At 71.1% G+C, this 24,116-nt stretch carries 24 protein-coding genes and 4 pseudogenes; 11 read left to right on the top strand and 17 right to left on the bottom strand.

From position 1 onward, the window contains the following. Positions 1-108: 108 nt before the first annotated feature. From OHS70_RS11740 to OHS70_RS39050, 5 genes and pseudogenes are all read right to left on the bottom strand, one after another. Positions 109-1,575, bottom strand: coding sequence for a penicillin-binding transpeptidase domain-containing protein (locus OHS70_RS11740; RefSeq protein ID WP_328396494.1), 1,467 nt, complete (start codon positions 1,573-1,575; stop codon positions 109-111). Next, positions 1,572-2,954: an FtsW/RodA/SpoVE family cell cycle protein gene (locus OHS70_RS11735; RefSeq protein WP_328396492.1), complete on the bottom strand. Its 1,383-nt coding sequence runs from the start codon at positions 2,952-2,954 to the stop codon at positions 1,572-1,574. Before OHS70_RS11735 ends, OHS70_RS11740 begins: the two co-directional genes overlap by 4 nt. Continuing rightward, a pseudogene (locus OHS70_RS11730) lies at positions 2,951-3,781 on the bottom strand (histidine kinase dimerization/phospho-acceptor domain-containing protein); the annotation flags it as partial. The pseudogene OHS70_RS11730 and the gene OHS70_RS11735, both read right to left, overlap by 4 nt. A gap of 462 nt (positions 3,782-4,243) precedes the next feature. Beyond that, positions 4,244-4,537, bottom strand: a complete 294-nt coding sequence (locus tag OHS70_RS11725; RefSeq protein ID WP_328396490.1) for a zinc-ribbon domain-containing protein — start codon at positions 4,535-4,537, stop codon at positions 4,244-4,246. Between the two features lie 932 nt (positions 4,538-5,469). Further along, positions 5,470-7,074: pseudogene (locus OHS70_RS39050) on the bottom strand (PBS lyase); the annotation flags it as partial. Between the two features lie 180 nt (positions 7,075-7,254). On the opposite strand from OHS70_RS39050, the gene OHS70_RS11715 reads away from it, so the two are divergent. Then, entirely contained in the window at positions 7,255-8,100 is an 846-nt protein-coding gene (locus OHS70_RS11715; RefSeq protein ID WP_328396486.1) for an NERD domain-containing protein, read from the top strand. Between the two features lie 12 nt (positions 8,101-8,112). Here OHS70_RS11715 and OHS70_RS11710 read toward each other — a convergent pair whose 3' ends face one another. From OHS70_RS11710 to ligD, 3 genes are all read right to left on the bottom strand, one after another. Further along, positions 8,113-8,544, bottom strand: coding sequence for a nuclear transport factor 2 family protein (locus tag OHS70_RS11710; RefSeq protein ID WP_328396484.1), 432 nt, complete (start codon positions 8,542-8,544; stop codon positions 8,113-8,115). 73 nt (positions 8,545-8,617) lie between these two features. Beyond that, a complete protein-coding gene (locus OHS70_RS11705; RefSeq protein WP_328396482.1) occupies positions 8,618-9,601 on the bottom strand; it encodes an ATP-dependent DNA ligase in 984 nt (327 codons plus the stop codon). Then, positions 9,598-10,473 (bottom strand): non-homologous end-joining DNA ligase, encoded by an 876-nt coding sequence (gene ligD, locus OHS70_RS11700; RefSeq protein ID WP_328396480.1) that lies wholly within the window; start codon positions 10,471-10,473, stop codon positions 9,598-9,600. The genes OHS70_RS11705 and ligD overlap by 4 nt, the downstream gene beginning before the upstream one ends. Positions 10,474-10,514: 41 nt before the next feature. On the opposite strand from ligD, the gene ku reads away from it, so the two are divergent. Beyond that, on the top strand, positions 10,515-11,573 hold the full coding sequence (gene ku / locus OHS70_RS11695) for a non-homologous end joining protein Ku (RefSeq protein ID WP_328396478.1): 1,059 nt from the start codon (positions 10,515-10,517) through the stop codon (positions 11,571-11,573). Positions 11,574-11,594: 21 nt separating this feature from the next. On the opposite strand, the gene OHS70_RS11690 is transcribed toward ku, so the two are convergent. Beyond that, a complete protein-coding gene (locus OHS70_RS11690; protein ID WP_328396476.1) occupies positions 11,595-12,197 on the bottom strand; it encodes a TetR/AcrR family transcriptional regulator in 603 nt (200 codons plus the stop codon). Positions 12,198-12,248: 51 nt separating this feature from the next. Between OHS70_RS11690 and OHS70_RS11685 the strand changes: the two genes are divergently transcribed. Continuing rightward, positions 12,249-13,181, top strand: a complete 933-nt coding sequence (locus OHS70_RS11685) for a DUF2867 domain-containing protein (protein ID WP_328396474.1) — start codon at positions 12,249-12,251, stop codon at positions 13,179-13,181. On the opposite strand, the gene OHS70_RS11680 is transcribed toward OHS70_RS11685, so the two are convergent. After that, complete coding sequence (locus tag OHS70_RS11680; RefSeq protein WP_328396472.1) at positions 13,117-13,695, bottom strand: histidine phosphatase family protein; 579 nt, start codon at positions 13,693-13,695, stop codon at positions 13,117-13,119. The two genes, OHS70_RS11685 and OHS70_RS11680, sit on opposite strands and share 65 nt — an antisense overlap. Before the next feature lie 311 nt (positions 13,696-14,006). On the opposite strand from OHS70_RS11680, the gene OHS70_RS11675 reads away from it, so the two are divergent. After that, the gene (locus OHS70_RS11675; RefSeq protein ID WP_328396470.1) at positions 14,007-14,234 is read left to right on the top strand and encodes a CbtB domain-containing protein; all 228 of its coding nucleotides are present in this window, start codon (positions 14,007-14,009) and stop codon (positions 14,232-14,234) included. 13 nt (positions 14,235-14,247) lie between these two features. Further along, positions 14,248-15,051: a CbtA family protein gene (locus tag OHS70_RS11670; protein WP_328396468.1), complete on the top strand. Its 804-nt coding sequence runs from the start codon at positions 14,248-14,250 to the stop codon at positions 15,049-15,051. A gap of 49 nt (positions 15,052-15,100) precedes the next feature. Here OHS70_RS11670 and OHS70_RS11665 read toward each other — a convergent pair whose 3' ends face one another. Beyond that, entirely contained in the window at positions 15,101-15,838 is a 738-nt protein-coding gene (locus OHS70_RS11665) for a DUF429 domain-containing protein (RefSeq protein ID WP_328396466.1), read from the bottom strand. A gap of 359 nt (positions 15,839-16,197) precedes the next feature. Between OHS70_RS11665 and OHS70_RS11660 the strand changes: the two genes are divergently transcribed. Both OHS70_RS11660 and OHS70_RS39045 read left to right on the top strand, forming a co-directional pair. Beyond that, a complete protein-coding gene (locus tag OHS70_RS11660; RefSeq protein WP_328396464.1) occupies positions 16,198-16,905 on the top strand; it encodes an SDR family NAD(P)-dependent oxidoreductase in 708 nt (235 codons plus the stop codon). 147 nt (positions 16,906-17,052) lie between these two features. After that, a complete protein-coding gene (locus OHS70_RS39045; RefSeq protein WP_384040260.1) occupies positions 17,053-17,127 on the top strand; it encodes a 50S ribosomal protein bL37 in 75 nt (24 codons plus the stop codon). A 174-nt stretch (positions 17,128-17,301) separates the two neighbouring features. On the opposite strand, the gene OHS70_RS11655 is transcribed toward OHS70_RS39045, so the two are convergent. Genes OHS70_RS11655 through OHS70_RS11645 form a run of 3 tightly spaced genes read right to left on the bottom strand, consistent with a single transcriptional unit; the run spans position 17,302 to position 19,156 of the window. Further along, the gene (locus OHS70_RS11655; protein WP_328396462.1) at positions 17,302-18,189 is read right to left on the bottom strand and encodes an alpha/beta fold hydrolase; all 888 of its coding nucleotides are present in this window, start codon (positions 18,187-18,189) and stop codon (positions 17,302-17,304) included. Continuing rightward, on the bottom strand, positions 18,189-18,986 hold the full coding sequence (locus OHS70_RS11650) for a TetR/AcrR family transcriptional regulator (RefSeq protein WP_328396460.1): 798 nt from the start codon (positions 18,984-18,986) through the stop codon (positions 18,189-18,191). Before OHS70_RS11650 ends, OHS70_RS11655 begins: the two co-directional genes overlap by 1 nt. Further along, the gene (locus OHS70_RS11645) at positions 18,983-19,156 is read right to left on the bottom strand and encodes a hypothetical protein (protein ID WP_328396458.1); all 174 of its coding nucleotides are present in this window, start codon (positions 19,154-19,156) and stop codon (positions 18,983-18,985) included. Before OHS70_RS11645 ends, OHS70_RS11650 begins: the two co-directional genes overlap by 4 nt. A gap of 95 nt (positions 19,157-19,251) precedes the next feature. Between OHS70_RS11645 and OHS70_RS11640 the strand changes: the two genes are divergently transcribed. Both OHS70_RS11640 and OHS70_RS11635 read left to right on the top strand, forming a co-directional pair. After that, positions 19,252-19,410, top strand: a complete 159-nt coding sequence (locus OHS70_RS11640) for a hypothetical protein (RefSeq protein ID WP_328396456.1) — start codon at positions 19,252-19,254, stop codon at positions 19,408-19,410. Between the two features lie 115 nt (positions 19,411-19,525). Then, a complete protein-coding gene (locus tag OHS70_RS11635) occupies positions 19,526-20,254 on the top strand; it encodes a hypothetical protein (protein ID WP_328396454.1) in 729 nt (242 codons plus the stop codon). Positions 20,255-20,441: 187 nt separating this feature from the next. Here OHS70_RS11635 and OHS70_RS11630 read toward each other — a convergent pair. Continuing rightward, positions 20,442-20,543: pseudogene (locus tag OHS70_RS11630) on the bottom strand (DNA alkylation repair protein); the annotation flags it as partial. A 159-nt stretch (positions 20,544-20,702) separates the two neighbouring features. On the opposite strand from OHS70_RS11630, the gene OHS70_RS11625 reads away from it, so the two are divergent. Both OHS70_RS11625 and OHS70_RS11620 read left to right on the top strand, forming a co-directional pair. Next, complete coding sequence (locus OHS70_RS11625) at positions 20,703-21,287, top strand: DinB family protein (protein WP_328396452.1); 585 nt, start codon at positions 20,703-20,705, stop codon at positions 21,285-21,287. A gap of 42 nt (positions 21,288-21,329) precedes the next feature. Further along, positions 21,330-22,143, top strand: a pseudogene (locus tag OHS70_RS11620) (IS5 family transposase). Between the two features lie 256 nt (positions 22,144-22,399). Here the strand turns inward: OHS70_RS11620 and OHS70_RS11610 are convergent. Both OHS70_RS11610 and OHS70_RS11605 read right to left on the bottom strand, forming a co-directional pair. Further along, complete coding sequence (locus OHS70_RS11610; protein WP_328396448.1) at positions 22,400-22,678, bottom strand: hypothetical protein; 279 nt, start codon at positions 22,676-22,678, stop codon at positions 22,400-22,402. Between the two features lie 443 nt (positions 22,679-23,121). Further along, entirely contained in the window at positions 23,122-23,772 is a 651-nt protein-coding gene (locus OHS70_RS11605; RefSeq protein WP_328396446.1) for a hypothetical protein, read from the bottom strand. Positions 23,773-24,116: the final 344 nt, after the last annotated feature.

Here is a 24,116-nt window from a genome sequence, read left to right as displayed (position 1 = left end):
GTGTTGTCGGAGTCGCCCAAGTACGTCCAGTACGAGGGCGATCCTCCGCCTTGCGATGTACCGCATCTGACGCCGCAGGCTGATCCTCGAAGATCGCCCGGACAGGGCCTAGCTCCTGGAGGTCCGCAACGCCGCCTCCATGACCGCGCGTGCGATCGGCGCCGCGCTGCCGCCCCCGCTGATGTCCGCACGGTTCACGGAGGTGTCCTCGACGACCACCGCGACCGCGACCGCCGCCTGCGGCGCCCCGTGCGCCTGCGCCCATGAGATGAACCAGGCGTACGGCGTACCGGAGTTGCCCACGCCGTGCTGGGCCGTGCCGGTCTTGCCGCCCACCGTGGCGCCCTTGATCGCGGCGTTGCTGCCGGTGCCCTCCTCGACGACCCGCACCATCAGCCGCTGCAGCTGGTGCGCGGTCGCCGGGTACATCGCCTGCCGGTACGGCCGCCGGCCGTAGTGGGCGATCGTGTCGCCGTCCGACCTCGTCACCCGTTCCACCAGATAGGGGTACTTGAGATGCCCGCCGCCCGCGACCGCCGCGGACACCATCGCCATCTGCAGCGGCGTCGCCGTCGTGTCGAACTGCCCGATCGACGACAGCGCCAGCTGGTCGTCGCTCATGTCCGTGTCGAAGTTCGACGGGGACACCGGCGACGGAATCCTCAGGGTCCGGTCGTTGAAGCCGAACCCGCCGACCGCCTTCAGCATCCCGGCCAGCCCGATCTTCACCCCGAGATGCGCCATCACCGTGTTGCACGACCACTGGATCGCGTACGCGAGCGAGGCGTTGCGGCAGCGGTCCGCCTCGTTGGGGAGCCTGGTGCGCGTGCCGGGCAGGATGTACGGATCGGGCGCACCGGTCGGCGCGTCCACATGGTCGACGACTCCCGCGTCCAGTGCCGCGGCGGCTGTCACGATCTTGAACGTCGAGCCCGGCGGATATGTCTGCCGGATCGCCCGGTTGAGCATCGGCTGACTCATGAGCCCGTTCAGCCGCTGCCAGGCACCCGTGACCTCTTCCCCGGTGCCCGACAGCACCCCGGGGTCGTACGACGGGCTGCTGACCAGCGCCAGGATCCGGCCCGTGCCCGGCTCGATCGCCGCGACCGCGCCCCGCCGGCCGCCGAGCCCGTCGTACGCCGCCTTCTGCATGGAGGCCCTGATGGTGGTGACCACGTGGCCGGCCCCCGGCCGGAAGCGGGTCAGCTCGTGCAGCAGCGGCAGCGGTGCGAGCAGGTCGCTGGTACCGGCAAGGGTGCCGTCCTCGGCGTGTTCGACCATGCTGGTGCCATAGGTCTGGGAGGCGTACCCGGTCACCGGAGCGTACATCGGGCCGTGGACGTAGGTGCGCTCGTAGCGCAGTTGCTGCCCGCTGTCCCGAGATCCGGTGACCGGCTTGCCGTCCACCAGGATGTTGCCGCGCGGTTCGGCGTAACGGGCAATGGCGAGGCGCCGGTTGGCCGGGTTGCTGTCGAGGCGGTCGGACTGGACGACCTGCACCCGCGCGGCATTGACCAGCAGGGCGACGAGCAGCAGCAGACAGAACACCGCGGCGTGCCGGATGCAGCGGATCACCGTCCGGCCTCCATGGATTCGGCGACGACACCCGGCTCGACCGGTGCCCGCTCGGGCGTGCGGGCCGAGTCGCTGACCTTGATCAGCAGTGCGACGATGACCCAGTTGGTGACGACGGACGAACCGCCCTGGGCGAGGAACGGCATCGCCATGCCGGTGAGCGGGATCAGGCCCGTCACCCCGCCGGCGATGACGAAGACCTGAATCGCGACGATCGAGGCCAGGCCGACGGCGAGCAGCCGCCCGAACGGGTCGCGCAGGGCCAGCCCCGCCCGGTAGCCGCGCTCCACCAGCAGCGCGTACAGCAGGACGATGGCCATCAGACCCACCAGACCCAGTTCTTCACCCGCGGTGGCGAGGATGAAGTCGGACTTGGCGGCGAAGCCGATCAGGATCGAGTGCCCACGGCCCAGTCCGGTGCCGAGCATGCCGCCGGACGCGAACGAGAACAGCGACTGGGCGAGCTGGTTGGGCCCCTGGCCCGCCTCGATGGTCGCGAAGGGGTGCAGCCAGTCCTCGACCCGGCCGTGGACATGGGGCTCGAGGGAGCCGACGGCGAATGCCCCCGCCGCGGCGAGCACCAGTCCGACGGCGATCCAGCCGGTCCGGCCGGTCGCCACGTACAGCATGATGACGAACAGTCCGAAGAAGAGCAGCGACGAGCCGAGGTCCCGCTCCACCACCAGCACGCCCACGCTGACCGCCCAGACCGCCAGCACGGGACCGAGTACGCGGCCGGTGGGCAGCTGGAGCCTGCTGATGATTCTGCGGCCCGTGCAGGCGAGGGCGTTGCTGTTGGCGGCCAGATACGCGGCGAAGAAGACCGCGAGCAGGATCTTCGCGAACTCGCCCGGCTGGAAGGACAGTCCGCCGACGCGGATCCAGATCTTCGCGCCGTTCACGGCCGGGAAGAAGATCGGCATGGTCAGCAGGGCAAGGGCGGCGGTGACCGAGACATACGCGTACCGCTGCAGCACCCGGTGGTCGCTCAGGGCGATCACGGCCGCGGTGAACAGCGCGACCCCGAGCGCGGACCACACCAGCTGGGTCGGCGCGGCCCGGTAGCCGGGAGTCTCCAGGTCGAGCCGGTAGATCAGCACCAGGCCGATGCCGTTGAGCAGCACCGCGATGGGCAGCAGCAGCGGGTCGGCGTAGGGGGCGCGGAAGCGTACGGCGAGATGGGCGAGGAGTGCGAGGACTCCCAGGCCGGCACCGTAGCCCACTGCGTCGGGTGGCACGGCCCCGCTGCGTGCGAGACCGACGCCGATGTAGCCGTAGACGGAGATGAGGACGGCGCAGACCAGGAGCGAGAGTTCGACGCCCCGGCGCCTGGTGAGGCGTGGCTCCGGCGGGGGAGTGTCCGCCGTGGGTGCGGTCATGCCACGCAAACTAGCTCAATATGTCTACGAATCGGACGAATCGCAGCCCTGATTGCCGTCTGACATCTCATCGAATCCCGTGACCGTACGTACTCCGGCAGCGTGACCCGGGCGACGGCGCCGCCCTCCGGATCGTTCAGGAACCGCAGTTCCGCCCCGATGACCGCCGACTGCCCCACGGCGATGGTCAGTCCGAGATCGTGCCCCTTGCTGCCGCCGTCGGTCCGGAACCGCTGCGGCCCGTGCTCCACCAGATGGTCCGGATAGCCCGCACCATGGTCACGGACCGTCACCACCGGGCCGTCCACGACCATCTCCACCGGCCGTCGACCGTGCCGGTGCGCATTGGACACGAGATTGCCGAGCACCCGCTCCAGCCGCCGCCGGTCGGTCTCGACACTGGCCGCGCGCACCACCCGGACCTCGGTGTCCGTCCCGGAGGCCCGCACCACTCGCTCCGCCAGCTCCGGCAGCTCGTGCACCGCCAGATCGACTCTCTCGCTGCCCGCGTCCAGCCGGGAGATCTCCAGCAGATCCTCGGTCAGCGACCGCATCGTCCGCACCCGGTCGCGTACGAGCTCCGCCGGGCGCCCCTCCGGCAGCAGTTCGGCGGCCGCGCTCAGGCCGGTCAGCGGAGTGCGCAGCTCGTGCGCAACGTCGGCGGTGAACCGCTGCTCGCTCAGCAGCTTGCCCTGAAGGGTCGAGGCCATGGTGTCCAGCGCGGCGGAGACCGTGGCCACCTCGTCCTGCGGGCGTGAGGGGTCCTTGGTGCGCGGATCGTTGACACGGGCGTCCAGATCGCCGGCGCTGATCCGCCGCGCGACCGTCGAACAGCTCGGGCAGTGCCGGCAGAAGCCGGCCGCGCTTCTCGTAGATCTTGACCGGACCGGTGAGCTGGTCCGGGTGAGCGGCGGCGTCGTTCCGGACGACGGTGACGGGACCGAGCGCACGGACGTGGCCGTCCGGCACCGTGATGCCGGGGATGGACTCGGTGTCGCTCTCGCCGTAGTCGAACGGAGGCGCGGTGACCGGCGGCAGGCCGGGCCAGAGCCGCACCGGTCCGATCGCTGTCGGGGTCGCGCCCGCGCTCTTGAGCCCACCCTCGTCGCCGCAGCCGGCCAGTGCGCCGGCCGCGGCCGCCGTCAGCAGCGCCGCGCACATCAGGCGGTGCGTGGTCGAGCTCAAGGTTCTCCTTGCGGCGGGCCATGGCCCGATGGTGCGCGGGTGTCCGTCCCGCCCACCTTATTCGCGCAGGTGTCCCTCGTGCCGTGCGGTGGAAGCTGTCCGGGTCACCGCTGGTACGGCTGCTGATGCCCCGGCTGCTGCACCTGGTTGTACGACTGGCCGCCCGCGTTCTGGACCTGGAGCTGCTGCGCCTGCTCCGCGGTGATCTTCTGCTCCGCACCGCAGAAGGTGCACTGAGTCAGGTACTTCGTCGAGATCGGGAACAGCGGAACGAAGAACAGCGTGAACTTGGTGACGCGCTTCCTGAGGGTGTGCGCGGACGGATTGCCGCAGTGGCCACACACCAGCGTCAGTATCGCGAGCTGGTACAGGTAGCCCTTGGTGCCGAAGATGATCACGCCGTCGGTCCCTCTCTGTTCACCGCCTGCCGGCACAGGTCCAGCAGTGTCTCGTCGGTAAAGATGTCATGGCTGCCCGATCCGGTGTCCATCGCGTTGTGGCGCCGCACGGACAGCAGCTCGCCGACCACCAGCCGCTGCGCTCCGGCCGGCCCCTCCATTGTCAGCTCCGCGAGGCACTTCGCGGTGGCGACCCGGCTGTGCGGCAGCTCCTTCCAGGCCGAGCGCAGCACCGGCCAGGACTGCCCCGGGTCCCCGGTCACCTGCCACAGTGCCACCGCCGCCTCCACCCGGGTCACCGGCTGTTCCGACCGCAGCAGCCTGCGCAGCAGCGGCGCCGCAGAGGCACCCGCCGCGCCCAGCGATCCGGCAACTCCGGCGGCCGAGCGCCTGGCCTCCTCGTCGCCCGAGGCCAGCACCGTGCGCAGCACCGGGAGCACCTCGTCGGCCTCGCCCTGAATGGCCCACAGTGCCGCCGCGGTCCGGGCGGCGAGTGCGGGCGTGAAGATGGGCGAGAACGGCGAGAAATCGGCGTCGACACCCGGAGTGGAGCGCTGCCCCTGTCCCCGGCCGGACCCGCCGCCAGGAGGCCGCGCACCTCCGGGACGCCCGAATCCGTGCCCGGCGGCGCCGGGTCTGCTGTCCACGTTGTACGGCTCGTTCCCGGCGCCGTCGCCCCCTGCCGCGAACCCCGCTCCGATGCCCGGGCCGGATCCCGACCCCGCTCCCAAGCCGGATCCCGCCCCGAACCCGGAGCCCGGCTCGCTCCCGAACCCGGCCCCCGCCCCTGCCGCGGGGCCGAATCCCGTCCCCGGACCGAACCCCGGGTCGAACAGGGCCCCGAACCGGGAACCGGCCCCCGGCCAGGAACCGGAACCGGCGCCGAACCCGGATCCGGGGCTGACGATCCTGGAGCGGGGCCCCGGCAGATGACCCGCATGGCGCACATACCCCCGCAGTTCGGGCAGCGCCTCCGCCGCGTCCGGCCCGAACGCCGTCAGCGTCCGCAGCGCCGATTCGATGACCCGCTCCCGCCGTACGCTCGGCGCCCCTCGCAGCAGTCGCAGCACGGCTGCCACTACCTCGGGCGCAGCCGTGGGTAACGATGTGGCGGCCCGCAGCGCCGACAGCCCGTGCAGCAGCGGCTGCGCCCGCTCGAAGAGCCGGCCGTCGAGCTCCAGACGGGCGAGCCTGTCGCACAGCGCCGGCGCGAGCGCCGCGCCGGCCGCTCCCAGGTGGCCGAGCACATCCCCGAGATCCCGCGGCAGTTCGGCGCGCTCCAGGATCAGCGCCAGGACCGGCACCACGCGTGCGTCCCCGGTCCTGGCCAGCGCGGTGACCGCGCTGCCGAGGGTGGGCGGGCCGCCGGGCCACTGCCGCACCCACGCGCCCGGGTCGGCGGCCACCCGCTCCGCCAGTGCGTCGGCGGCGGGCTCCGCCAGACCGAACAGCTCCTCCAGCGCACAGGCGGCCGCACCGGCGAGCCGTGGCTCGGGGTCGGCGAGCTGCTCGCCGATCAGCGACACCAGCTCATCGAACGCGCCGCGCCAGGTCCGCAGCAGGGCGCTGCTCATCCGTACGGCGTGGAGCCGCTGGCCCCAGTCAGGGCTGCACAACTGGTCGGCCAGCAGGGCGATCCGGTCGTCCACACGGTCCCCGAGACCGCAGTGGAGCGTACGCAGCAGGTCCGCCGCCCAGGGCGCGCCGCGGCCGGCCGGCTCCGCCTCGCGGCTCCCGCGCAGCTGCCCCGTCGGCGTGGGCAGCGCGGTCGGTCCGGCGGCGGTCTCCCCGGAAGCGGGCGGCACCGGGTCCGCCCGCAGCTGGCGCAACAGTGCCGTGACCGCGCTGACGAGATTGGCCGGCAGCGCGCCCGGCGCGCACCGCGCCAGCTGGGCAAGCGCGGCGAGCCGCAGCCCGGGGCCGTACGCCGTCGCGGTGAGTCCGGTGAGCCACTGCACGACCTCGGGCGTCAGACACTTGTGCCGCAGCGCGATGCGTCCGGCGGCCTCGACGTACGCGAAGCGCACCTCGGCGTCGGGCTCGATCGTGAGCCGTTCCCGAAGCAGCCGCAGCACCCGCACCGGATCGCTGTGCAGACTGGCGAGCGCGAGCGGCGCGGCGAGGCGGGCCCCGCGCTCGTCGGCCCCGGCGACCTCGATGAACACATCCGCGCCCGCGGTCACCGCCGACGCCGCCATCGCGTAGTTCGCGGCGTTCTCGAACTCCTCGTCGTCCGGGTCGAGTTCGTCGTCACCGTCCAGATCGATGCCGCCGATGCTGGTCAGCAGCTCGATGACGGCCCCGCGGTCCTGCACCGCCGGATCGGTGACAAGTTCCAGCAGGAACGGGATGCAGGCGAGCGTGGAGTCGTACACGTCTCCCTGGTGGTGCACCGCCCCGTACATCTGGTCGAGCGCGGCCTCGCGCTCCTCGGGGTCCGCGGACGCGAGCCCGCGCAGCAGCGCCGGCACGTCGTCGGCCGGGCCGTAGGCATGTTCCAATGAGGCCCAGTCGACCTCGTCGATCCCCCCGAACACGCTCGTCCCCCTCCCAACAGCCTTGGTTTCTGGGGAGAGTGTGCACCAACGCCCCGACATCGTGTCCGGTAACGAGGGGTTACAGCCAACGGCGCTCTGCGTCCTTCGGTTCCCGGGCTGTTGCCCCCGGTGCCAGGGGCTGGTCCCATGGTCGAAGGACCGTGTGCAGGGGGTGGCGGCATGCAGGGACTGCGGGTGACTCCCGCGCGAGAGCCGGGCAGGGACCGGCTGTACGTCACCCTCCCGAGCGGCCGCACGCTCGCCTGGTACGACCCGGCGATCGGCCGCGTCAGTCTGGTCGTCGAGGGGTACGGGGACGAGGTGCCGGCGGCCCTGGCACCCTTTGTGACCGGCGACGTCACCCTCGGACCGCCGCCCGTGCCGACCACCGCCCACCTTGCGCGCCTGGCCCTCCATCCGGACGACGACCTCGCGCCCAACCGTCCCGGCGAGGCCCTGCACGCCGAGCTCGACCCGCTCCCCGAAACCGGTGCGGGCCGGCCCGGCACCCACCACCGCGGGCCGGGCGTACGGCGGCTGCGGGCGGATCCGCGACGTGCCCGACTCACCGCACAGCAACGGCTGGGCGGCGAGCTGGACCGCCTGGAGGCGATCGGCCGGCGCGTGGTGCACGCAGTGCCACTGCCGGGCGCCGACCGCATCGATCACCTGGCGGTGGGCCCCGGCGGGGTGTTCGCCGTCCACACCCTCGCGGCGTTCCGGCAACGGGTCCTGATCGCCGACCCGCAGGTCAGGACCGGTCGTGCCGTGCCGAGCCCGTGTCTGCGCCTGACCCGCCGCCGTGCCGAACGCGCCGCGCATACGCTCGCCGTGGCGGTGCTGCCGGTCCTTGCGGTGGTCGGCGCCGAGCGCCTGGAGATCCGGCCCGTGCCGCCGCAGGACGTCCGGATCCTGCGGGACGGGGAGGTGCCCGCACTCGCCGGGCTCGGCGGCGTGCTGGGGCCCGCGGACATCGACGCCCTCTACGCGACGGCCCGCGACCGCCGGACCTGGCTGCGGGTCTGAACGCGCCGGCGGTCAGCGGAGGTTGTCGCCCCAGCCGCTCTGCAGCATGGTCTGGAACGCCCACTTCCCGTCCCGCCGGATCAGGATGTCGGCGTACCGCAGGTGCTGGGTGTGTCCGTCCATGGTCATGGCCGAGTCGGTGAACACCACGGCCATGGCGGGGGACAGGAAGACCGGCGTCCGGGTCGACTCGAAGGCGATGTCGTCGCTGCCGTCGCCCATCACCTGGGTCATGGTCGCCACGAACTGCTCCCGGTCCCACTGGGCCGATGCCCCGTTGCCCGCCGAGTCGTCGCTGACCAGGTTGAGCGGGAAGACGGCCAGATCCGCCATGCGCTCGACGTCACGCTTGGCGCTGTGTGCGTCGTAGGCGGCGAACCACTCCTGGATGCTCGTCAGTTCCTCGGCGGTCGGCGTGTATCCGGTGCCGGGCAGAAAGGTCACACTGTCTCCTTGCTCATCTCGTCAAACTTGACTACTTGCTCGCCGTGAGGATACCCCGGACGGGACAGTCTAATCAAACTTGATTAATTGTCCCGCCGTCATCGGTCCCATCACCGGCGTCGTCACCGGAGTCATCGCTGCCGTCATCGCTGCCGTCGAGGTCGCCGGTCAGCCGCAGCCTGAGCACCGTGGTGACCGTGTGCCGCGTCGTGCCCAGCTCCACCTCGGCCGTCGGCCCCGGCTCCACGCACTCGTACGCCACCTCGCCCACCCCGGTCGCGATCGCCGTACCGCGCCGCCCGGTCGCCCGCCCGGTCAGCGCCGCTGCCGCCTGCGCGCGCACACCCGGCGTCAGCCCGCTCGACACCACCGGTGTGTCGTCGTCGGGCAGTACGAGCACCAGCGCGGCAGGCCGCGTCGCCCTGCCCGTGAAGCCGACGACCACCGAGTCACGTGTATGGGTGTGCCGCAGCTTCCGCCAGGCGCGTACGCCGCCGCGGTACGTCTGGTCCAGCCGTTTGACCACCAGCCCCTCGATGCCCAACGCGGGCAGCGTCTCGAACCAGGTGGCCGCCTCCGCGGCGTCCAGCGTCATCGGCACCGGCTGCAGCGGCGGCCCGAGCGCACCGGTCAGCGCGACCAGCCGATCGCGCCGCTTCTCGTACGCGAGCGCCCGCAGATCCTTCCCGGCCTCGGCCAGCAGATCGAAGGCGGCGTACGAGGCGGGCAACCGGCGTGCGAGACCCGGCGCCCGCCCGGGCGTGGCGGACGCCCGCTTCTGCACCGCCGCGAAGTCCGTACGCCCGTCCCGCCACACCACCACCTCCCCGTCGAGCACCGTGCCGTCCGGCAACTGCCGTGCGGCGTCCGCGAGATCGGGGAACGCGGCCGTGATGATCCGGCCCGAGCGCGCCTGCAACAGCACCTCCCCGCCGATCCGGAAGACCACCACACGGTGGCCGTCGAACTTCGGCTCGTACGCCAGCCCCGCTCCGCGCGGTAGCACGCTCACGGACTCGGCGAGCGCGACCTTCAGCGGCGGCAGGGGCGCACTCATGGCAGTTGCCCGGCCCGGTCGGGATCGATGAGCGGATCGAGCAGGTCCCCGTAGTCCTGGAGGCGCGGCGCGATGTCGCCCATCAGGAAGGAGAGCTCCCTGCCCGCCTCGACCTCCTGCCAGGTCACCGGCGCGGACACGGTCGGCTCGGGGCGGGCGCGCAGGGTGTAGGGGGCAGCGGTCGTCTTCGCTGCGGCGTTCTGGCTGTGGTCGACGAAGACCTTCCCCGGCCGCAGCGCCTTGGCCATCCGGTGCAGCACCAGCTTCGGCAGAGCCGCCTCGCCCTCGACCGCCAGGCCCTTCGCGTACTCCGAGACCTTCCGGGAGGGGGTGGGAGCCAGCGGCACGAGCAGATGCAGACCCTTGGAGCCCGAGGTCTTCACGTATGCCTCCAGGCCGTCGGCCGCCAGCCGCTCGCGCAGCCACAGCGCCACCTCGCAGCACTGGGCGACGCCCGCGGGCGGGCCGGGGTCGAGGTCGAAGACCATACGGTCGGCGACGGCCGGCGCGTCGGACCGCCACTGCGGCGTATGGAACTCCACCACCAGATTGGCCGCCCAGATCAGGGACGGCAGATCCTGTACGACGACCTGGTGGGCGTTCACGTCCTCCGAACGCGGCACCAGGGCCGTGTCCACCCAGTCGGGGGTTCCCGGTGGCGGGTTCTTGGTGAAGAACAGCTGCCCGTCGGGGCCGTCCGGGTACCGCAGGAACGACAGCGGGCGATGGCGCAGATGGGGGAGGATCGCCTCCGCCGCGGTGGCGTAGTAGTGCACGATCTCGCCCTTGGTGGTGCCCGTGGCGGGGTGGATCACCTTCTCCAGATTGGTGAGCGCCAGGCGCCGCCCCTCCACCTCCGTGATCGGCGTCATAGTATGAGAATCCCATGAAAAGCGGATGAAAGGGATGGAACGTGCGATCCATTTGGAACGGCGCGATCTCCTTCGGTCTGGTCAGCATCCCGATCAAGCTCGTCAACGCCACCGAGAGCCGCTCCGTCTCCTTCCGTCAGATCCACTCGGCCGACGGAGGCCGGATCCGCTACCGCAAGGTCTGCGAGCTGGAGGAGAAGGAGGTCGGTGCCGCGGAGATCGGCAAGGCCTACGAGGACGCCGACGGCACCCTGATCCCGATCACGGACGAGGACCTCGCCACACTGCCGCTGCCGACGGCGAAGACGATCGAGATCGTCGCCTTCGTCCCCGCATCGGAGATCGACCCGCTCCAGATCGAGGCTGCGTACTACCTCTCCGCCAACGGGGTCCCGGCCGCCAAGCCGTACACCCTGCTGCGGGAGGCCCTCAAGCGCAGCCAGAAGGTCGCCATCGCCAAATTCGCCCTCCGGGGGCGCGAGCGGCTCGGCATGCTGCGCGTCGTCGACAATGTGATCGCCATGCACGGCCTGCTGTGGCCGGACGAGATCCGCGAACCGGAGGGCGTGGCGCCGCAGACCGAGGTCACCGTGCGCGAGGCCGAACTCGACCTGGCCGACGCCTTGATGGCCACCCTCGGCGAGGTGGAACTCGACTCGCTGCACGACGACTACCGCGAAGCGGTCGAGGAGATGATCGCCGCGAAGGTCGAGGGCGGCGTCACGGTGCCGGAGGCTCCGCCCGAGGAAGGCCGTGGCAAGGTGATCGACCTGATGGCCGCGCTGGAGAGCAGTGTGCGCGCGGCGAAGGAGGCACGCGGCGAGGAGGGCGACGTCGCGAAGGTCACGCAGCTCAAGGGCCGGTCCGCCCCGAAGACGCCGGAAGCGAAGAAGTCGACGGCTACGAGCGCGAAGAAGACGGCGGCGAAGAAGACGGCGGCGACCAAGTCCACGGCGAAGACGGCGAAGAAGGCGGAGACGAAGAAGACGGCGGGCGCGAAGACCGCGGCCAAGTCGACCGCCAAGTCCACGACCGCCAAGTCCACGACCGCCAAGTCCACGGCGAAGAAGGCGACCCCGCGCAAGCGCCGCTCGGCATGACCGGACCGCCCCGCCGCCCTCTTACGCGTCGCGGCGCAGCAGCGTGTCCATCATCGACTCCAGATACGCGTCGCGCTCCGCCCCCGCCGGCAGCGTCTGCGGCACCGCGTGCGTGAGCTGGGTGTGCCCGAGATAGCTCGTGTACGCCAGCAGCCCCCGCTGCCGCGCCGCCTCGGGCGGGAAGCCGAGCTCCTCGAAGAGCTGGGCCACGTACCGGACCCGACGCTCCGTCACCCGCCGTAGTGTGGCAGCGACTTGAGGGTGCGCCGCGGTGGCGAGCAGGGAGACCTCGAGCGGATCCTCGGCGGCCGACGCGGTCGCCTCGTGGAAGAGCATGCGCAGCCGCGTCTCAGGGTCCGGCTCGGCGTCCAGCGCCGTGATGATCTCCTCGGTGCAGAGCTCCTCCCACCGCAGCAGCGCGGCCTCGATCAGCGCCTCCCGGTTGGCGAAATGCCAGTAGAAGCTGCCCTTGGTGGTGCCGAGCCGGGCGGCGAGGGGCTCCACGGCGACGGCGGCGAGCCCGCGCTCCGCCATGGCGGCGAGCGCCGCGTCGGCCCAGTCACCGGCGGTGAGCCGCTTGCGTTCCCGGCCCTTCTCCCGCCCTGAGTCCTTCGGTTGCACCATGTCCATACGCTACCGTACGGTTGAACATACGCCACCGTATGGAGGTGCGGAATGCGCACGGTACGCAACGTCCACGAGCGCGTCGTCGAAGCCCCCGCCGCAGTGGTGGGCGCCCTGCTCGACCGCCTCGGCTCGCAGGACGACCCGATCAGCCCGACCCCGGTCTGGCCCCCGATCCGCTTCGACCGCCCTCTCGCCGTCGGCGCGGACGGCGGGCACGGCTTCGTCCGCTACTCGGTCGGGGCCTACGAACCCGGCCGCAGCATCCGCTTCGACTTCACCCCGCCGGGCACCGGCCATCACTCCTTCGGCATCGAGCCGCTCGGTGACTCACGCTGCCGGATCCGCCATGTCCTCGAGCAGCAACAGGGCCTGAAGGACAGCCTGCTGTGGTCACTGGTGATCCGGCCCCTGCACGACACGATGGTGGAGGAACTCCTCGACAACGTCGTCCGCGCGGCGACTCCCGACCAGCCGCCGCGCCCCACCCGCTGGACCCGATGGGCGCGCCTGATGCGCCGCGCGGTCTGGGAGCGCCCGTCCGCGGTCGACTCTCCCGAGGGCGCTGTTCTCGCCCGACAAGCCTGCGGTGACCCCGACTTCACCGATTCCTGGCAACTGCCGCTGGACCCCGGGATGCCCCGCGACCCCGCGGCCTGGCGCACGGTGCTCCCCTTCCCGGTGCGGGCGACCGCCCCGCACGAGATCCTGCTCGGCGAGGACGCGTCCCATCTGGACTTCCGCGCCTCGCTCCTTGTCGACGAGGACGAGGACACGGTCACCCTGACGACGGTGGTCAGGATCCACAACCTGCGCGGCAGGCTGTACTTCGGGGTCGTACGCCTCTTCCACCCCGTGATGGCCCGCATGATGCTCAGCCGTACCCGTCGCCGACTGGCGTACGAGGCCCCGCCCGCTCCTACCCGCCTGGCGCGACGAGCGATCGCCCGGCCTGAACGTTCCAACGCCCTGCCCGGCCACTGAGTCCGGTCGCGGTGAGCGGCCGGACGTCCAGCCGCCAGAACGCGCTGTCGGGTGCGGACAGGGCGTGGACCAACGCGGCGCGTACGACGTCGGGTTCGACGACACAGAGGAGACGTCCGCCGTCGCCGTCGCGGTCGGCCGACGCGTCGAGCCAGGCACCGACGCGGATCCGCAGGTCCCGCAGCGACTCCCCGCCATGGGGTGCGGAACCGGGGTCGGTCAGCCAGGAGGTGACGGCGGCCTGATCGGCGGCCGCGACCTCGTCCAGGCGCAGTCCGCGCCAGCGTCCCATGGCGCAGCCCGCGAGCGCGGGCAGAGCTTCGGCGTCCAGCCCGAGGCCCTTTGCGGTCGCGTGGCAGCGTGCAGAGTCCGACACGTGCGCACGCCCGCTCATGCGCTCGGCCCGCTCCAGACTCGCGAACCCGGCGGGATCCAGCGGCAGGCCGTCGTCGAACCGGGCGTCCCGCAACGCCACGCTCATCGCGGGCGAGATGAGGGTGACTCGTACGGTCATCGGCGTGCTCGCATCCGGGCACCCTACTCAACAGCACACAGGGGGCGTACAGGAGGCGCACGGGGGCGAAAGCGAGTGATTCGCGCCTCAGCCCCTTGGCCAGATGTGAGCGTCGCGGTACGGTCACCGCGACAATTTCAATCATCACGACGACGGCGAGACGGAAGCCCGGTGAGAGTCCGGCACGGTCGCGCCACTGTAGTGCCGCAGCGGAAGCCCTTGCACGGGCGTGTCCGCGGCGGCGAGTCAGACCCGCGGACCGTCGTCGCGCACCACCGTATGGGACGCGTGTTCCCCAAGGAGGTTCCGCCATGGCCGAGGCTGTTGTATCCGGCGCCGTTTCCACCCCTGCCGTACCCGAACTGACCTCTCTCCCCGTGCGGGCGGTACTGCCCTGGGCGGTGTTCATCGGCCTCCTTGCCCTCGTCGCCCTGTACTTCGTGGGTGCCGAACAGGGCGCCACCTCCGTCTTCGCCGGCGCCGACGTGCACGAATGGGTGCACGACGGGCGTCACCTGCTCGGCTTCCCCTGCCACTGAGAGGCTTGAGTACGTGTACGCCTCAACTGTCAGAAATCTACTGGTCCGTGGCATGCTCGCGGGCCTGATAGCCGCGCTCTTCGCCTTCGCCGTCGCCTACAGCCTGGGTGAGCCCCAGGTGGACGCCTCGATCGCGGTCGAAGAGGCCGCGGCGGCCGAGGAAGCGGCCCACGCCGGACACGGCGGCGCCGCGGCCGAAGCCGAGGAGGAAGAGGAACTGGTCAGCCGCGCGGTGCAGTCGACCGCAGGCCTCGGCAGCGGCGTCCTCGTCTACGGCGTTGCGCTGGGCGGCATCGCGTCGCTGGCGTTCTGCTTCCTGCTCGGCCGCCTGGGCCGCTTCACCCCGCGCGCGACTGCGGCCATCACCGCGGCGGCCGCGTTCACCACGGTCTTCCTGGTGCCGTTCCTGAAGTACCCGGCCACCCCGCCGGCTGTCGGCAACCCGGACACCATCGGCAAGCGCACCACGCTGTTCTTCCTGATGATCCTGCTCAGTGTGCTGCTCGGCATCGCGGCCACCATCGCGGGCCGCCGCCTGGCGCCGCGCCTGGGCAACTGGAACGCAACTCTGGTCGCCGGCGCGGGCTTCATCGCCGCGGTGACGATCGCGTTCGTCTTCCTGCCCTCGAACGAGGACGCGGTGGCGAAGGGCTTCCCGGCGGCAGTGCTGTGGGAGTTCCGCCTGGCATCGCTCGCGGTCCAGGCGGTGCTGTGGACGGTGTTCGGCGTCGCCTTCGGCTTCCTGGCGCAACGTCTGCTCACGCCGCGCGAGACCACGGTCCCCGCGGCCGCGGAGGGTGCACCGACCCCGGCCTGAGACGCTCGACCTCCGCGCCCCTGCCGCGACTTAGGCGGTGGGGGCGCGTTCATGCCTCCAGCAACCGCGGCAGGCTGCCGACGACGGGCACATGAATCCAGCCCTCGATGCGCGCCACCTCCAGATCCGCCCCCACGGGCGGCCGCGTCAGCCCCTGGGCCACCGCACGCGCGGTCAGCGCACAGACCAGCGCGTCGAAGGCGTGCTCGCTGCTCTCGTACGCCGCCCGCGCCTCGCCGTCGCAGCGGAGCCACGGAGCGGCCTGCACCAGCTCCGCCACCGAACGCACCCTGCCCAGACCCCAGTTCTGCCGGGTCGCCCGCGGATACACCTCGCAGACGTCCCCCGTCCCGGCCCGGTCCACCGCCCGCCCCCGGACGGCGAGTTCGTCCTCGATGTGCGCCCACCGCGCGACCATGGCCCCGATCCGGTCGAAGGGAGCGGACAGTGGCGGCTGTCCCGGCTTGAGGGCATCCCACACGAGCCGGTCCGTACGCCGGAACCGCAGCGACGACAGGCGGTGCACGGTGCTGTCCAGCCCGCGCCCCGGCCACGGCTGATGCGCGGCATGCGCGGCAACGGCCTGCACGAAGCCGACGGGCCACCCGAAGGGCGTGTCCACGGCGGCACGGTCGTCCACCCCGAGTCCGGCGAGCAGACAGACGATCTCGGCATCCCGGCACCGTGTCCGGGGCGGCTCCACGACGGCATGGGCGGAGCCCCAGGTCACCACCGAGGCGGCCGTGTTGTCGGGACTGGCGGAGAGATCGATGCCGACAGTACGCATGCGGCTCATCGTGGCAGACGTCCGCCGGACTCGTCCCGGACCCGGCTGCCGACCGCCCGACAGCCCCGGACCCCTGGCCACCGAGCCGACCCGGCGTCCGTCCAGTTGCCCGGGCCCGGTCGCTGCCGTCGGCTTGTCCGGCGGGGCGGTCGATCGAGGCGACCTGTTCGTACGGGTAACCCACCACGTCGGCAAGTGCTGTTGGGCGGGGTCGGCCCTGTCCCGGAACAGCCGCACCGGTTTTCCGTCTTTCCGTAACCGAGCCGGATCGCCGGCCTGTCGTGCGTCGCCGTGGCGGACGGCACGCTGCCGGGGGAGTACGTGAGGCGCCCGTACCGGATGCGACTAGCGTCGTAGTCATGTCCCAGGCGTCGCACTCCATTCGTACCGCGCTGGTCACCGGCGGCAATCGGGGTATCGGTCTCGAGACCTGCCGGCAGCTCGGCCGGGCCGGGCTCGACATCGTCCTGGCCGCGCGCGGTCCCGCACGCGGCCGGACGGCCGCACAGGAGCTCACCCGGCAGGGGCTGCGGGTCAGGGGCGAGGAACTCGACATCACGGACGGCGGGAGTGTGCGCGCCTGCGCGCAGCGGCTCGCGGAAGCAGGCATCGAGGTCGATGTGCTGGGCAACAACGCGGGCGTCTATCCGACCGAGCCGTTCTTCTCCCTCGACGAGGAGACGATGCGGCAGTCGATCGACGTGAATCTCATGGGTGCGTTCCGCACCTGCCGGACGTTCGTGCCGGAGATGATCCGGCGCGGCTACGGACGGGTCGTGAACGTCTCCTCCGGGCTCGGCGCCATGACCGACAACGTTCCCTCCCCGGCCGCCTACGGCATCGCGAAGGCCGCCCTCAACGCCCTCACCCTGGTCGTCGCGGCCGCGAGTCCGTCATCGGTGAAGGTCAACGCGGTCTGCCCGGGCTGGGTGCGCACCGACATGGGCGGCGAGTGGGCACCCACCACCGTCGAGCGGGGCGCGGACACGGTCAGCTGGCTGGCGCTGCTGCCGGACGACGGTCCCACGGGTGGGTTCTTCCGCAATCGCAGCCGCATCCCGTGGTGAGGGAGCGTCCGGGCCGCCGCTGCGGACCGCGGCGCACCGGGACGCGACCGGCGACGCCGGCACGCGCGTACCGCCCCGCACCGCTGATGCGGACCCCGCAGCCCGCCCCTAGACTGGCGAAAAGTCCTGATTGAGGGAGATATACCCATGTCGAAGCGAGGCAACAAGCGCCGCGCCCGCAAGAAGAAGCGCGCGAACCACGGCAAGCGCCCCAACGCCTGAGCCATGGCCGCTGAGCCGGACCCGGTGAAACCCGGGTCCGGCTCGGCGTGGTCAGTGGCTGTACAGGCCCCTCGGCGCAGCCGCAATCGCGAACGTCCTTGCCGCTGTTGCCTTCATGACCTGCCGGCGCGCCCCGCCGGGCCTGGACGGTGCCGGCCCGCTCGCCCATCAAGCTCAGGATCCGGCGAGGAACGTACCGAGGAGGGGGCCGACCTCCTCCGGGGCCTCGATCTGGGGGTAGTGGCCGACGGCGGGCGGTCCGGCGAGTTCGGCCACGACTGCGTGCGGCATGCGTTCCCGGACACGGGCGAGGACATGAGCACCGCTGATCGGATCGGCAGGGCCCCATACGAAGAGGGTCGGGCCCTCGTAGCCCTCCAGGGCCGAGACCCATCGGGCCTGGTGCACGCGCCGCTCATCGATGTAGCGCAGCAACTGCGGGGCCAGCAGCCGGCCTCGGTTGAGGGCGATGCCCTCCCACATCTCGTGCAGCGCGCGGTCCGTGACCGGTCTGCCCAGGATCCGGCGCATCGAGGCGCGGAAGCCGCGTTCGCTGATCGCGTGGGCGAGCAACGGTCCCATCGGTCCGTGGAGCAGCCGCTGGATGCGGATCGGCCTGTGCAGGTCGGCGTACAGGCCCCCGTTCAGCCAGGCCGTCCGGGTGATCCGGCGGGGGGTCCGCGCGAGCAGTTCCTGGGCCACGCTCACCCCGTAGTCGTGGGCGACCAGCGCGGTGTCACCGATGCCCAGACGGCGCCAGAGGTCCTCCACCAGATCGGCCTGCTCCAGCAGCGAATAGCGGTGTCTGCGCGGCTTGTCGCTGTGGCCGAAACCGAGAAGGTCGAACGTGGTGACCCTGAATCCCAGCCTCGCCAGCCCGGGCACGAGCGGCGACCAGTCGTGGGACGAGGTGGGGAATCCGTGCACGAGCGTCACCGGGGCGCCGTCGGCCGGCCCGTCCTGCCGGACGAAGAGCGTATGGGCACCCGCACGTCCTCGAACGGCGACCCGTGTGCCGCCGGCGAACCACTGCGTGCCGGTGGGCAGGGCGGAACCAGGCACTAGCCATCCCCCTTCAAGCGGGCGATGCCGTCCAGGAGACACCGCAGGCCGAATTCGAACTCGTCGTCGCCGTCCGGTCCGCCGAGGAGGGTGGAATGGGCGGTGACCAGCGGAAACCGTCCGGCGGGAAGCGAGGCGAACAGACCGGCCATCGCCGACCGCTGCCCGGCCGTGCGCGCCGCGCCACCGCTGTCCAGGAGCACGGCCCCGACCACGAAGTGCGTGACGGTGAGGTAGATCCGCACCGCCTGCCCGGGCGGCCACCCCGCATCCGTGAGCAACCGCAGGCCGTGCTCGCGGGCGCGCAGGGCGTTCGGGCCGAGGAGCTGACCCTGGGTCATCTGGGGGACCAAGGCGTGGTGCGCACTCAGTACACGCCGGTACTCCCGGGCGCCGGCCTCGGTGCGGGCGCGCCAGTCCGGGCCGGGCCCGGGCAGGCGGACCTCGCCCAGCATGTGATCGACCAGTTCCACGAGCAGTTCGTCGCGACTGGCCACATGCCGGTACAGGGACGTGTGCCTGACGTTCATCCGGTCGGCCACCGCACGCATCGTCAGTGCGTCGAGGCCGTTGCTGTCGGCGATCGCCAACGCGACGTCCATGATCGCGCCGAGGGTCAGCCCGCCGGGCCGCGGCCGCCGGCGGACCCGGGCTGCGTAGCGCTGCTTCCACCAGGCGGCCGAGCCGATCGCGGGACCCTGGCCACCGGCCGCCGCGGGGCCCTCCGCCGGGGCGACCTCGATTCCGGCCGCCACGGGCTCGGGCTCTGCCTGCGCCCACTCCTGCGGGCCGGTCATGCGAACAGATCGGGGTCGGTGCGGACGACGTCGTCCCACAGCGGCCGGAAGGAGACCCACCCCGCGAGCGGCGACCCGGTCTGCCCCCGCGTGCAGCGGGCGGCCTCCGCGACGCTGATCAGCGCGAGATCCTCCTGCGCTGGGAGAAAGGCATGTGCGGTGTCGGTCACGTCAGGGCTCCTCCTACGTCGGCGCCTGCACAGCGGGCAGTGATGCGTCCAGCAGACGCATATTAAGCGTCCACCGGACGCATCACAACGGGCTGGTGGCGACGGAAGACGAGGTTCTCGTCGTAGTGCCGCCCGTGCCGGAGGCAGTGGCAGAGCCGGCCGAGCATGAGGTTGAAGAGGTTGCGTCGGACGGCGGCGTGCCGGTCTCGGTGGTCGTCGCGTCGCGGGCGGTAGTGGACTTGGGCGGCGGGTGAGGCGGTGATCGCGGAGAAGACCAGAGGTAGCCGGAGTGGTTGAGGCTGCCGACCGCTGCATCGAGGCCCTGATGAGCTAGTGCGACCGACCCGAGGCGCGTCGTTAGGCTGCGGCATGCGCGTTCACCCGATTTCGCCCCCGTCCGTCTACGGACGCCTCCGCGTCGAGCGGCGCAACCTCACACCCGCCCGCTGGCTGGAGCAGCGCCCGCCCGGCAATGACGGATTCGGCACGGTGGCGGGGGTGTGCGCACCCGGCTTCGACGCGTACGCGCGGATCCTCCATCCGGCCCGAATCGGTGAGGAACCGGTGCGGTGGGACCGAGTCGCCGCCGTGTACGGACGGTCCGTGTCCGCGGAGACGCGCTGGCACGAGCTGATCGGCGCCCAAGATCCCGTCCGCTACCGCAACGACGACACCCCGGCCGTCCCCGGCGTCTGGGACGAGCACCCGCAGGAGGGCCCGACCCCTGCCGACGTGGCCCGCACTCTGATCTCCGTGCTGTCCCAGCACACCCGTACCCCTGACTGCTGCTGGTACGGCCTGTGGGACGGCTACGGCGACCACGACTGGCACGACACCCCGGTCTTCCGCACCCCCGGCCGCGACGAGATCCTGCTCGCCGGACCTCTCGACGATGCCGACTCGCCCGCGCGAGACCCCCACGAGGCGTGGCTCGAGAACCCCGACCTGTGGTGGCCTCAGGATCGTGCCTGGTGCGTGGGCGGTGACGTCGACCTGGTGAGCACCTACGTCGGTGGTTCGGCGGCCTGCGTCGCGCAGCTCCTCGCGACCCCAGGCCTGGAGGCACACGCAGTCGCCGAGACCTCCACCGTCAACTGATACGGCACAACTGGTGGGTTCGCTGCAGGCGGCCGTCACGCGGCTGCCCGTTTCCCGGCGCTCAAGGGGTGGTGCGTGGACGCGCTCAGTAGTCACCGGCCTGCGGCGAACACGTCGGCCTCGACGTGGCGGCGCTGCACCCCGCACTCGCGGCGACGGCCCCGAAGAACCACCGTCCCCTCACGTCACCGTGATCGTCACCGTGTCCATCGTTCACCTCGCGAATCTTCGGGTCCTCGAGCTCGGCCAGCTCGGCCATCACCTCGGCCACCATCGTCTCGGCCACCATCGTCTCGGCCACCTAAGAGGGTGTCACACATGGCAAGTTTCGCGAGCTTCTTGTAGCAGGTCAGGGCGGCGGCCATGGCCAGGCCTCGGCTCTGCCAGTCGTTGCGGACCACGTACGGGATCTTGAGACCACAAGCAGCCCATGGCAGGCTCATGCCGCATGATCGATGAATTCGCGAAAGACAACCTGCACGGGAGACTGCGGCGGGACCGCAAGGCGCTGCTCTGGAAACTCGACGGCTTGTCCGAATACGACGCCCGCCGACCTTTGACAGCGACCGGGACCAACCTCCTCGGCCTGGTCAAACACGTGGCCACCGTCGAGGCCAGGTACTTCGGCGAGGTCTTCGACCGTCCTTCCCCGGAATCGCTGTCCCGGTGGCAGGACTCCGACGGCAGTGATCTGTGGGCGACCGAGGACGAGACCCGCGATCAGATCATCGGGTTCTACCGGCGCACGTGGGAACACTCGGACGCGACGATCAACGAGCTCCCCCTCGACGCCCCCGGCCACGTGCCGTGGTGGCCGGAGCCTTATCCCAACACGAACCTGTTCGCCATCATGGTCCATGTACTCGGCGAGTCCATCCGGCATGCCGGGCACGCCGATATCCTGCGCGAGGGCCTCGACGGCCGGACCGGGGTGCGCGCCGAAAACGAGCAGCAGATCGACGAGGAAGCCCGTGCAGCCTACTGCGCGAAGATCGAGCAGGCCGCCAGGTCGGCCGCACCGATCAAGGCTTAGAGGTTGTCAGTGACTTGATGTTCGTGCGGCATGATGCCGGTCGTGGGTGCTGATCTATCGAAGCGTCTGGTTCCTGATGAACTCTGGGAGCTGGCCGCCCCGTTGCTGCCGTCGTTCGCTGCTCGTCCGCAAGGTGGTGGGACCGCTCCGTGTGACGAGCGGGCCGTGTTCACGGCAGTGGTGTACGCGCTGACCAGCGGCTGTGCCTGGCGGCATCTGCCGCCGACGTTCGGCACGTCGCCCTCCCCCGCGCATCGCCGCTTCATGGTACGGACCGAGGCCGGCCTGTGGCGTCGGCTGCACCGGGCGGTGCTGGACGAACTCGGGGCCCGGGGCGAGGTGGACTGGACCTCGGCGATCGTCGACGCGGCCTCCGTTCGCGCCAGAAGGGGGGATCGCTGACCGGGCCGAACCCGGTCGATCGCGGCAAGAAGGGCAGCAAGCTGCACGTGCTGTCCGATGCCCAGGGCATCCCGCTCGCCGTCGCCGTGTCCGGCGCGAACATGCACGACAGCCTCGCCCTCAAGCCGCTCATCCGCGGCATACCCGCCGTCCGGTCCCGCCGGGGACCACGGCGCCGACCCGTCAAACTCCGCGCGGACAAGGCGTACTTCTCCGCCGAACACCTGGCCTGGCTGCGCGAGCGCGGGCTCGTCGCGCGCATCGCGCGGCCCGGCATCGAGTCCGGCGAACGCCTCGGTCGGCACCGCTGGAAGATCGAACGGTCGATCGCCTGGCTCTTCGGCTACCGCCGCCTCACCGTCCGGTACGAACGAATGGGCTCGCACTTCCTCGCCTTCCTCGGCCTGGCCGCCGCCTGACCTGCTACAAGAAGCTCGCGAAACTTGCCACGTGAGACACCCTCTTAGCGGTTGCCCGCCACCGCCCTGGCGATCGGTTACGGCGCTTTGTGTGCGGCTGTGCCGCTCGGTCCCTGCCGCAAGTGCCGCGGATGTTCGAGATGAAGACCGACCGCTGAGGCCGCCTCACGCGGGACAAGACCTGCCGCCGCTGCAAGGTCCACGGCACGCGGATACGCGTCGGCCGCGACCTCTACAACTTGTGGGCCGGCACCTACCGCGCAGGCACTCGCTGACCACCCGAATACTGGCCTACTCCGGACCGAGCGCGGCTGTCATGCGCTCTTTCCAGTCCTCGTCGGCGAAGCCGGTGTCCATCAGCACGTCGCGGTAGTCGATGTAAGCCAGCTCGATCAGCGCCAACAGCCTGTCCACGTCGCCCGCCGCGCCCAGCACGATCGCCGTCTGTACGCGGCCCTCGTCCCATTCCCGGCAGGCCGGGCCCCACTCCTCAAGCAGCTCGATCACCACCGCTGCGACCTCCGGGTCGGGGAAGTCCCGGCGCACCCGCGACTCCGCTCGTGCGTTCAACTGCACAGGTTCCCCCACTGCGCAACCCTCCCGTTCCGCCCCGACGGGCGGGCCCAGGGGCCCATCCCGCGTGAAGGAGATCGTTCCATGGCCTTGACCGTCTCCGGACTCCGGGGAGCGACACGGCCGCCGGGGCCTGAAGGCGCGCGAGGCAGCAACGGACCGGCCGGTCCCCATCCCGCTCGTGCTGGTCGCCATACTCTCCGCGCGCACCTGAAGGAGTTCGAGACCGCGGGGGATTGGTCGGGCCACTGGCGTGCCTGGGAGGTAGCGAGGCTGTACGCGCTGTCTCCGGACCGCGTCGAATCGCCGCTCGCCGGGCGTCCGTGCGACCTGAGGCACGCATGCATCATGCGGTGGCTGAACGCTTGGGTGCCCATCGCTGAAGCCCACTGCCCGGCGATCACAGCCGCACCCACCCGTAGATCATTTACGGGTCGACCCTAGGACTGCGGGGCGGTCTCGGAACGGATGCGTTCGTATTCGGTCGGATCCAGGATTTCCCAGACCGCCTGGCCGATCGCGAGGACACCGCGGGCCGGCAGGGCCACGTCACCGATCCGCGGATTGTCCTGCAGCCGGACGGGGAGTCCGAGGTCGACGCCGTCGAGCGTGGCTCGTGAGTCATCGATGAAGTACATCTGCTGCGGCATGAGGGTTCCGGTGTGACCGCTCGGCATCACGCCGGACATCTGAAGGTGCCCCATTCCCAGCGCGCGGGCCACTCGCTCCCGAGCCCGTACCAAAGATGCCGCTCGCCACGTGGCGAGCGGCAACGCCACGCTGATGCTGTTGAGGAAACCGAGGAGGCGGGTCGAGGAGGCGGTGAGAGTCCAGTCCAGTGAAGGAGCATCCATCGTCACCTGCAGGGAGGCCGGGCCCGTCCAGGTGAGCCCTATACGGGCGTACCCCGTGCGGTCGCAGGCCGCGCCGTAGTACCGGGGGCATGCTGTGTCCAGTCGTGCCCCGTGGACGCGGATCGACCAGCTGCCGCTCGGATCGCGATGCCACAGCGTGCGGTAAGGCCCGAAGCTGTTCTCAGGAAAGACTCGGAGCGCGAGCACGTGACCGGAGTCGAAGGGCAGCGCAAACACGCCCCAACCCTTGACGTACTCGTGATGGGGCCAAGGTGCCCGACCCCGCACAGTGGGGATGTCCGACAACCTGGATGACAAGTCGAGCATCGTCATCACCTCGGGGTGTTGACCAAGAATTTCGATGCCCCGGTTCAAGCGTAGAACGGACAGGAGACAGGAACCCGTCGAGGCCTGCCCATGTGGTCTTCGGCACGGGGAGTAAGGGCAGCGCCGAGTCGGCCGTGCATCTTCGTCGGTGTCCCGCTGCTCGTCGAGGGAGCGCAGGGCCGTGGCGCCGCGCTGCTGCAAGCGCGGCTACGTCTTCCTTGGCACCGCGACAGCGACAGCCCTCGTCATTTGGC

Source organism: Streptomyces sp. NBC_00390, assembly GCF_036057275.1.
Classification (GTDB): Bacteria; Actinomycetota; Actinomycetes; order Streptomycetales; family Streptomycetaceae; genus Streptomyces.
The sequence above is the reverse complement of the archived record's forward strand: the minus strand, read 5'-3'. Positions and strand labels throughout refer to the sequence as shown.

Coding starts and splice junctions, on each gene's coding strand:
- OHS70_RS11735 (WP_328396492.1), bottom strand. CDS start 2,954: ATGACCGCACCCACGGCGGACACTCCCCCGCCGGAGCCACGCCTCACC.
- OHS70_RS11715 (WP_328396486.1), top strand. CDS start 7,255: ATGCAGGGACTGCGGGTGACTCCCGCGCGAGAGCCGGGCAGGGACCGG.
- OHS70_RS11705 (WP_328396482.1), bottom strand. CDS start 9,601: ATGAGTGCGCCCCTGCCGCCGCTGAAGGTCGCGCTCGCCGAGTCCGTG.
- ligD (WP_328396480.1), bottom strand. CDS start 10,473: ATGACGCCGATCACGGAGGTGGAGGGGCGGCGCCTGGCGCTCACCAAT.
- OHS70_RS11690 (WP_328396476.1), bottom strand. CDS start 12,197: ATGGTGCAACCGAAGGACTCAGGGCGGGAGAAGGGCCGGGAACGCAAG.
- OHS70_RS11685 (WP_328396474.1), top strand. CDS start 12,249: ATGCGCACGGTACGCAACGTCCACGAGCGCGTCGTCGAAGCCCCCGCC.
- OHS70_RS11680 (WP_328396472.1), bottom strand. CDS start 13,695: ATGACCGTACGAGTCACCCTCATCTCGCCCGCGATGAGCGTGGCGTTG.
- OHS70_RS11675 (WP_328396470.1), top strand. CDS start 14,007: ATGGCCGAGGCTGTTGTATCCGGCGCCGTTTCCACCCCTGCCGTACCC.
- OHS70_RS11665 (WP_328396466.1), bottom strand. CDS start 15,838: ATGCGTACTGTCGGCATCGATCTCTCCGCCAGTCCCGACAACACGGCC.
- OHS70_RS11660 (WP_328396464.1), top strand. CDS start 16,198: ATGTCCCAGGCGTCGCACTCCATTCGTACCGCGCTGGTCACCGGCGGC.
- OHS70_RS11650 (WP_328396460.1), bottom strand. CDS start 18,986: ATGACCGGCCCGCAGGAGTGGGCGCAGGCAGAGCCCGAGCCCGTGGCG.
- OHS70_RS11635 (WP_328396454.1), top strand. CDS start 19,526: ATGCGCGTTCACCCGATTTCGCCCCCGTCCGTCTACGGACGCCTCCGC.
- OHS70_RS11625 (WP_328396452.1), top strand. CDS start 20,703: ATGATCGATGAATTCGCGAAAGACAACCTGCACGGGAGACTGCGGCGG.